We start from the raw sequence: 6,679 nt of genomic DNA on the forward strand, positions 1-6,679 counted from the left end.
CTTAGCTCAGCAATTTCTTGAATTCTGCCGTGAGCATGGGAACGACTTCAAAGAGATCGCCCACGATACCGTAGTCGGCCACTTTAAAGATGTTGGCCTCGGGATCTTTGTTGATGGCGACGATGACTTTTGAACTGCCCATGCCGGCTAAGTGTTGAATCGCGCCGGAGATGCCGCAGGCGATGTAGAGGCTCGGCGAGACGGTTTTCCCGGTTTGTCCGACTTGGAAGCTGTGATGACGCCAGCCCGAATCAACGGCAGCCCGGGAAGCACCGACGGCAGCACCAAGAACGTCGGCCATTTCTTCTAAGATGGCGAAGTTTTCCGGTCCTTTCATTCCCCGTCCGCCGGAGACGATGATGTTCGCCTCAGTCAATTCGGGTCGACTCGATACTTGCTTCACCACTTCTTTAACAATCGCTTTCAGATCGTCGGCACTAAAGCTGGCTGCAACTTCTTCAACCAGGCAAGAGCCGCCACATTTTTCCGCTGCCGGGAATACGTTCGGACGCACCGTGACGATGGCCGGGCAAGCGCAGGGGGATACTTTGAAGAAGGCTTTACCGGAGTAAACAGGGCGAATGAATTGACCCTCTTGATAGTCCATCACATCGCTGATTTGACCGGCGCCGATGCGCTGAGCCACACGAGGCGCGAAGTCCCGTCCTTGGGACGTGTTAGCGACGAGAACGATTTCCGGTTTTTTCTTCTGAATGAGGTCTGCCAGTACACGAGTATATTTTGCTGTGGTGTAATCTTTCAGTTCAGCACAGTCGGCCACGAAGACTTTAGATACACCATATTCGCCTGCTTCCTGGGCGAGGCTGCTTACGCCGCTACCCAGCAGGACTGCTTCCACATCCCCTAATTGTTTGGCCAAACCGATCATTTCATAGCTGACTTTTTTGATCTTCTGATCTTGTGCTTCGAGAATAACCCATACTTTAGCCATCTTGTCTTCCCCCCTAGATTACTTTTGCTTCTTCTCGTAGAGCTTTGACGAGTGCAGAAACGGCATCGGCCATGTCGTCTTTATAGATTTTCCCGGCCTCTTTGGCTTTGGGGAGGAAAACGTCTTTGACCTCCACTTTCGGCTGGGCGGAGATGTTCAAATCGCTTGCATTGACGACTTTCAGTTCTTTTTTCTTCGCTTGCATGATGCCCTTCATGGACGGATAGCGAGGCTCGTTGAGTCCGCGCTGGGCTGTGATCAACGCCGGCAGGGGTACTTCTACCACTTCCATACCGCCTTCGATTTCGCGGGAACCCGTCAGTTTACCATCAGCCAACTCCAACTGAGTGACCATGTTGATTTGAGACAGATTGAGAATTTCAGCCACCCGGACACCTACTTGAGCCGAGCGGTCGTCGATGGCCAGCCAACCGGTGAGAACCAGGTCAAAGTTGCCTTCTCCGACGGCTTTCGCCAGGGCTTCCGCTACGACGCCTTCGTCAACAGCTACACCGTCCAGCTCAACTCGGACGGCCCGATCGGCTCCCATAGCGAGAGCTTTCCGCAAGGATTCGGTCACTTTGTCGCTCCCTGCCGAAAAGACGACCACTTCGCCGCCCACTTTTTCTTTGATTCGAAGCGCTTCTTCGATAGCGAATTCATCATAAGGGTTGATGATGACATTTACGCCAGAAGGATCGACCTTGCCCTCTTTCACGACGATCTTTGCTTCCGTATCGAAGGTTTGTTTTATCAAAACTGCGATTTTCATGGCAGAACCTCCCTATGCGTTTGTAAAATTCGGTTTGCGTTTATTCAGAAATGCGTCCATGCCTTCTTTTTGGTCTGCCATCGAGAAGCACAAGGCAAACACTTCCGCTTCATAAGCCAAAGCTCGTTCCAGATCCATATTGAGGCCCTCGGTCATAGCCGCTTTCGTCAACCGAACTGCACCTTGCCCTTTAGCCGCAATTTTCTTGGCGATCGCTTTGGCTTTATCCATCAATTCAACTACAGGTACGACCTTATTCACCAGGCCGATACGCAGCGCTTCCGCACTGTCGATCATGTCCCCTGTAAAGAGCAGTTCTGCCGCCAGCCCTTTCCCAACCAGGCGGGGAAGCCGCTGGGTCCCGCCGAAGCCGGCAGTCACAGCCAAGCTAACTTCGGGCTGGCCAAACTTGGCGTTCTCAGCAGCGATACGGAAATCGCAAGCCATGGCCAGTTCACAACCACCGCCTAAGGCAAAGCCGTTGACGGCAGCGATGACCGGTTGAGGCAGGCGCTCGATGCTGCTGAACACTTGCTGCCCTAGTTTAGCAAATTGACGAGCTTGAACCGGCGTGAATTCGCGCATCTGGGCGATGTCAGCCCCAGCGACAAAGCTCTTTTCTCCAGCACCGGTTACAATGACCACGGAGATATGATCTTTTTGGGCGATCTCATCGAGAAGCCCCTTCAATTCTTCCAGCACCTGACTATTTAAGGCATTGAGTGCTTTGGGGCGGTTGATGGTGACAATGGCTAGAGCCTCTTCTTCCTCATAGAGCAGATAGTTCATTTCCAAGGCTTTTCTCCTCCTCTTCCGTCGTCAGTGGCAACCACCCGCTGCTTGGGTCCTATCTTTTAAGGCCGCAAAAAGTTAGCCTTCGTAGTTGTAAAAACCGCGGCCTGATTTTCTGCCGAGCCAACCGGCTTTTACATACTTCCGCAACAGCGGGCACGGACGGTAGCGGGGATCTCCGTAGCCTTCATGCATAATTTCCAGAATGGATAAAACCGTATCGAGACCGATCAGGTCAGCTAAGGCCAAGGGTCCCATGGGGTGGTTGAAGCCGAGTTTCATGATGGTATCAATACCTTCTGGATTGCCGACTCCTTCATAGAGGCACCAGATGGCTTCGTTGATCATCACTTGGGAGATCCGGTTGGAGACGAAGCCAGGCACGTCATTGACCGCAACGGGGACTTTCCCCATCTGTTTGGCCAGATCTTCAATCACCTGATAGACCTCGTCGGAAGTGGCCAGTCCGCGGATGATCTCGACGAGTTTCATCAAGGGCACAGGGTTCATGAAGTGCATGCCGATGACTTGCGTCGGCCGTTTGGTGCAGGCAGCCAGTTCAGTGATGGGCAGCGAAGAGGTGTTCGAGGCTAAGATAGCGTGAGCTGGAGCGACTTCATCAAGGGTACGGAAGATCTGCGATTTGATCTCCATTTTTTCACTAGCCGCTTCGATGATGATGTCACAGTTTTTCGCATTTTCCAAGTTATCGGACAATTGAAGTCGACCTAGCGTGGCTTCCATATCCTCAGCAGTGATTTTTCCTTTTTCTAAGAACTTGCTCAAGCTCTTTTTGATGGTGTTTAAACCTTTATTGGCAAATTCGAAGGAAATATCATGCAGAACCGTTTGAAAACCGGCTAAAGCAGCCGTCTGGGCGATACCCGAGCCCATTTGCCCGGCGCCGATGACCATGATGCGTTTGATTTCCATCGCTCTGTCTCCTTTCGTCTAGTTACTTCAATGAATCTCGCTATCGTTACTCGACGCGCAGGAGGACGGCATCGCCTTGAGCAGCTCCGCTGCAAATGGCCGCCATGCCGTGACCGCCGCCGCGCCGGCGCAGTTCATAAATTAACGTGGTCAGGATACGGGCACCGCTCGCTCCGATGGGGTGACCAAAAGCGATAGCGCCGCCGTTGACATTGACTTTTTCCATGTCATAGCCGGCGACCCGTTGGCTGACAAGGGGGACCGCTGCAAAAGCTTCGTTGACCTCGATGAGGTCGATATCAGCAAGACTCTTACCGGTCTTTTTCAGCAACTTGTTGATGGCATGACCCGGTGTAGCCGCCATCAGTTCAGGTGCCATCGCCACTTCTGCGTGACCGACGAAAGTCGCTAACGGTTTCAGTCCCAGTTCGTCTGCCTTTTCCCGGCTCATAATGACCAGGGCCGCCGCACCGTCGTTGACGCTTGGAGCGTTGCCAGCGGTGACGGTTCCGTTTTTATCAAAAACGGGGCTTAGCTTAGCCAAAGATTCTTTGGTGGTGTTGGCACGAGGCTGCTCATCTTTGGCAAAAAGGATCTTTTCCTTTTTTTGCGGGACTTCGACAGGGATAATCTCTGCATCGAGGCGACCCGCTTCCATCGCAGCCGCTGCACGCTGCTGGCTCACAACAGCCCAATCGTCTTGTTCTTCTCGAGAGACACCAAATTCTTTCGCCGCCGTAGAGCCGTAGATGGCCATGTGGTGATCGTTAAAGGGACACCAGAGACCGTCATGAACCATTCCGTCGACGGCGTCAAAGTTGAACATACGCTGTCCCCAACGAGCATTGGGCAGGTAATACGGGGTATTGCTCATGCTTTCCATACCGCCGGCGACAGCCGCGTCCACTTCACCAAGCATGATGAGTTTTGCCATCGTGGCGACAGAAATCATGCCGCTGGCACAAACTTTGTTCACCGTCAAGGAGGGAACTTCCCAGGCGATGCCGGCCTTGTGCGCCGCTTGACGGGAGGGAATCTGTCCCGCCCCCCCCTGCAGCACTTGACCCATGCAAGTGTATTCAATTTGATCTGCACTCAAGGCAGCTTTGTCCAAAGCGCCTTTCATAGCTGCAGCGCCTAAGTCAATCGCTTTCAAGGAAGCCAGCGTACCGCCGAACTTGCCAAAAGGTGTCCGGACCGCGCTGACGATGACCACTTCACGCACGTCTTCCATCTCCCTTGTGTTACTTCAACAGGCTCGCCGCAATGACGAGGCGCTGGATTTCACTGGTTCCTTCGTAGATCTCAGTGATCTTCGCATCACGCATCATGCGCTCCACAGGGTATTCACGGGTGTAGCCGTAACCGCCATGAATTTGAACTGCTTTCGTCGTAACCCACATAGCTGTTTCGGAGGCGACCAGTTTGGCCATGGCCGCTTCTTGGCTAAAGGGCTGGTCCGTGTCTTTCAGATAGGCCGCCTTATAGATCAACAACCGCGCTGCTTCAATTCGGCAGTGCATATCGGCGAGCATCCACTGGATGGCTTGATTGGCGCAGATGGGCTTGCCGAACTGTTCGCGAGTTTTGCTGTAGGCTAAGGCTTGGTCAAAAGCGCCTTGGGCAATCCCCAGCGCCTGAGCGGCAATGCCGATACGGCCGCCGTCGAGGGTCTTCATGACGATTTTGAAGCCCATGCCTTCTTCGCCCAGCAGGTTTTCTTTCGGGATGCGGCAGTTTTCAAAGACGAGTTCATATGTATTCGACGCCCGGATGCCCATTTTGTGCTCTTTTTTCCCAAAGGAAAAGCCGGGAGTTCCCTTTTCCACGATGAAGGCCGAGGTGCCTTTATGTTTTTTGCTCGGATCGGTGCTGGCGATGACGACATAGACATCAGCCCGCTCACCGTTGGTGATGAAGATCTTCGTTCCGTCCAATACATACTCGTCACCGTCGAGTTTCGCCGTCAGTTTCATCGCTCCGGCGTCAGAACCGGCAGCAGGCTCGGTCAATCCCATGGCACCAACTTTTTCACCTTGAGCCAAGGGAACAAGGTATTTTTTCTTTTGTTCTTCCGTGCCGAAATTATAGATGGGCCAGAGGCACAAGGAGGTGTGTGCAGAGAGCAAGACGCTCGATGAGCCGCAAACACGACCCAGTTCTTCGACAGCGATGGCATAGCTCATGTGATCCATGCCCACACCGCCGTACTCTTCCGGGAAGGGGATACCAGAGAGGCCGAGTTCAGCCATTTTATCCCATAGAGACCAGTCATACTCTTCCTTCTCGTCCATTTCAGCTGCTTTCGGTGCAATTTCGGTCTCGGCAAATTCCCGTACCGTTTTGCGAAGCATTTCCTGTTCTTCGGTGAGTTTAAAAATCATTGTTGAGTCCTCCTTACAACTTTTTGAATTCTGCAACCAAAACGGTCTTTTGACCGGGTAGCAACATAAACATGTCCATTCATTAAAGTGAATATTTTCTTTTGTATAAATTTTTGGACTATTTAAACAACATGTTTGTGATTCTACCAAATCTCCAAAATTCCTCTTTTGTTTTCAAAAAAAGAAAATATTCTCTTTAACTATTTGAAAAAGGGATAGCTACCATATTTATACCGTAAATAGAAGCTTAGAGAACCTATGCTTTCGATGGATGCAAAAAAAATACCTTCTTTGTGAAAGAAAATTATTTGAATTATTTAAATATTCCTTTCATACTTTGTTAGCTAACTCACCTAGTTTTATCGGCTCGCTACCGCCCGTGTACGCAAGAAATCAAATTCAGTTCTACCCGATACTACAGGGCCAACCGTTTACTTTAATCTGGAAATAACCTACTTCGCAAAAAACCCATGGCATCAGCCATGGGTTTTTTGCGAAACATTTGTTATGTGATTTGAAGTCTTAATTTGGCAACTTCCTTACCACTAATTTTTAAAACTAAAAAAACTACCTACTCGGTAGTTTTTTTACACTTGGTTTCTGTTCTTTCAAAACTGAACAGAAGTATCATAAAGCGATGTAAGGTCAAGTCCTCGACCGATTCGTACCCGTCGACTGAACGCCTCACGGCGTGTACATCTCGGGCCGATCAACCAGGTCATCTTCCTGGGGTCTTACCTCTTTCGAGTGGGAAGTCTCATCTTTGGGTCGGTTTCGCGCTTAGATGCTTTCAGCGCTTATCCGCTCCCGACATAGCTACCCAGCGCTGCCGTTGGCACGACAACT

The 6,679-nt window shown here is 51.2% G+C and carries 6 protein-coding genes and 1 rRNA gene; all 7 read right to left on the reverse strand.

The annotated features are described in order from the left end of the window. Position 1: 1 nt before the first annotated feature. On the reverse strand, positions 2 to 952 hold the full coding sequence (locus H1S01_RS10650; protein ID WP_188040403.1) for an electron transfer flavoprotein subunit alpha/FixB family protein: 951 nt from the start codon (positions 950 to 952) through the stop codon (positions 2 to 4). A 13-nt stretch (positions 953 to 965) separates the two neighbouring features. Then, on the reverse strand, positions 966 to 1,724 hold the full coding sequence (locus H1S01_RS10655; protein WP_188040405.1) for an electron transfer flavoprotein subunit beta/FixA family protein: 759 nt from the start codon (positions 1,722 to 1,724) through the stop codon (positions 966 to 968). A gap of 12 nt (positions 1,725 to 1,736) precedes the next feature. Then, positions 1,737 to 2,519, reverse strand: a complete 783-nt coding sequence (locus tag H1S01_RS10660; RefSeq protein ID WP_207732283.1) for an enoyl-CoA hydratase-related protein — start codon at positions 2,517 to 2,519, stop codon at positions 1,737 to 1,739. Positions 2,520 to 2,594: 75 nt separating this feature from the next. Then, on the reverse strand, positions 2,595 to 3,443 hold the full coding sequence (locus tag H1S01_RS10665) for a 3-hydroxyacyl-CoA dehydrogenase family protein (RefSeq protein WP_341479079.1): 849 nt from the start codon (positions 3,441 to 3,443) through the stop codon (positions 2,595 to 2,597). 52 nt (positions 3,444 to 3,495) lie between these two features. Further along, on the reverse strand, positions 3,496 to 4,674 hold the full coding sequence (locus tag H1S01_RS10670; protein ID WP_188040409.1) for an acetyl-CoA C-acetyltransferase: 1,179 nt from the start codon (positions 4,672 to 4,674) through the stop codon (positions 3,496 to 3,498). 19 nt (positions 4,675 to 4,693) lie between these two features. Next, complete coding sequence (locus H1S01_RS10675) at positions 4,694 to 5,833, reverse strand: acyl-CoA dehydrogenase (protein ID WP_188040411.1); 1,140 nt, start codon at positions 5,831 to 5,833, stop codon at positions 4,694 to 4,696. A 641-nt stretch (positions 5,834 to 6,474) separates the two neighbouring features. Next, positions 6,475 to 6,679, reverse strand: a 23S ribosomal RNA gene (locus H1S01_RS10680); the annotation flags it as partial.

Origin of the sequence: Heliobacterium chlorum (assembly GCF_014502795.1) — a bacterium.
GTDB lineage: Bacteria > Bacillota > Desulfitobacteriia > Heliobacteriales > Heliobacteriaceae > Heliobacterium > Heliobacterium chlorum.

Bases quoted from the DNA above. Each gene is read 5' to 3' on its own strand.
- H1S01_RS10650 (WP_188040403.1), bottom strand. From the start codon at position 952: ATGGCTAAAGTATGGGTTATTCTCGAAGCACAAGATCAGAAGATCAAA.
- H1S01_RS10655 (WP_188040405.1), bottom strand. From the start codon at position 1,724: ATGAAAATCGCAGTTTTGATAAAACAAACCTTCGATACGGAAGCAAAG.
- H1S01_RS10675 (WP_188040411.1), bottom strand. From the start codon at position 5,833: ATGATTTTTAAACTCACCGAAGAACAGGAAATGCTTCGCAAAACGGTA.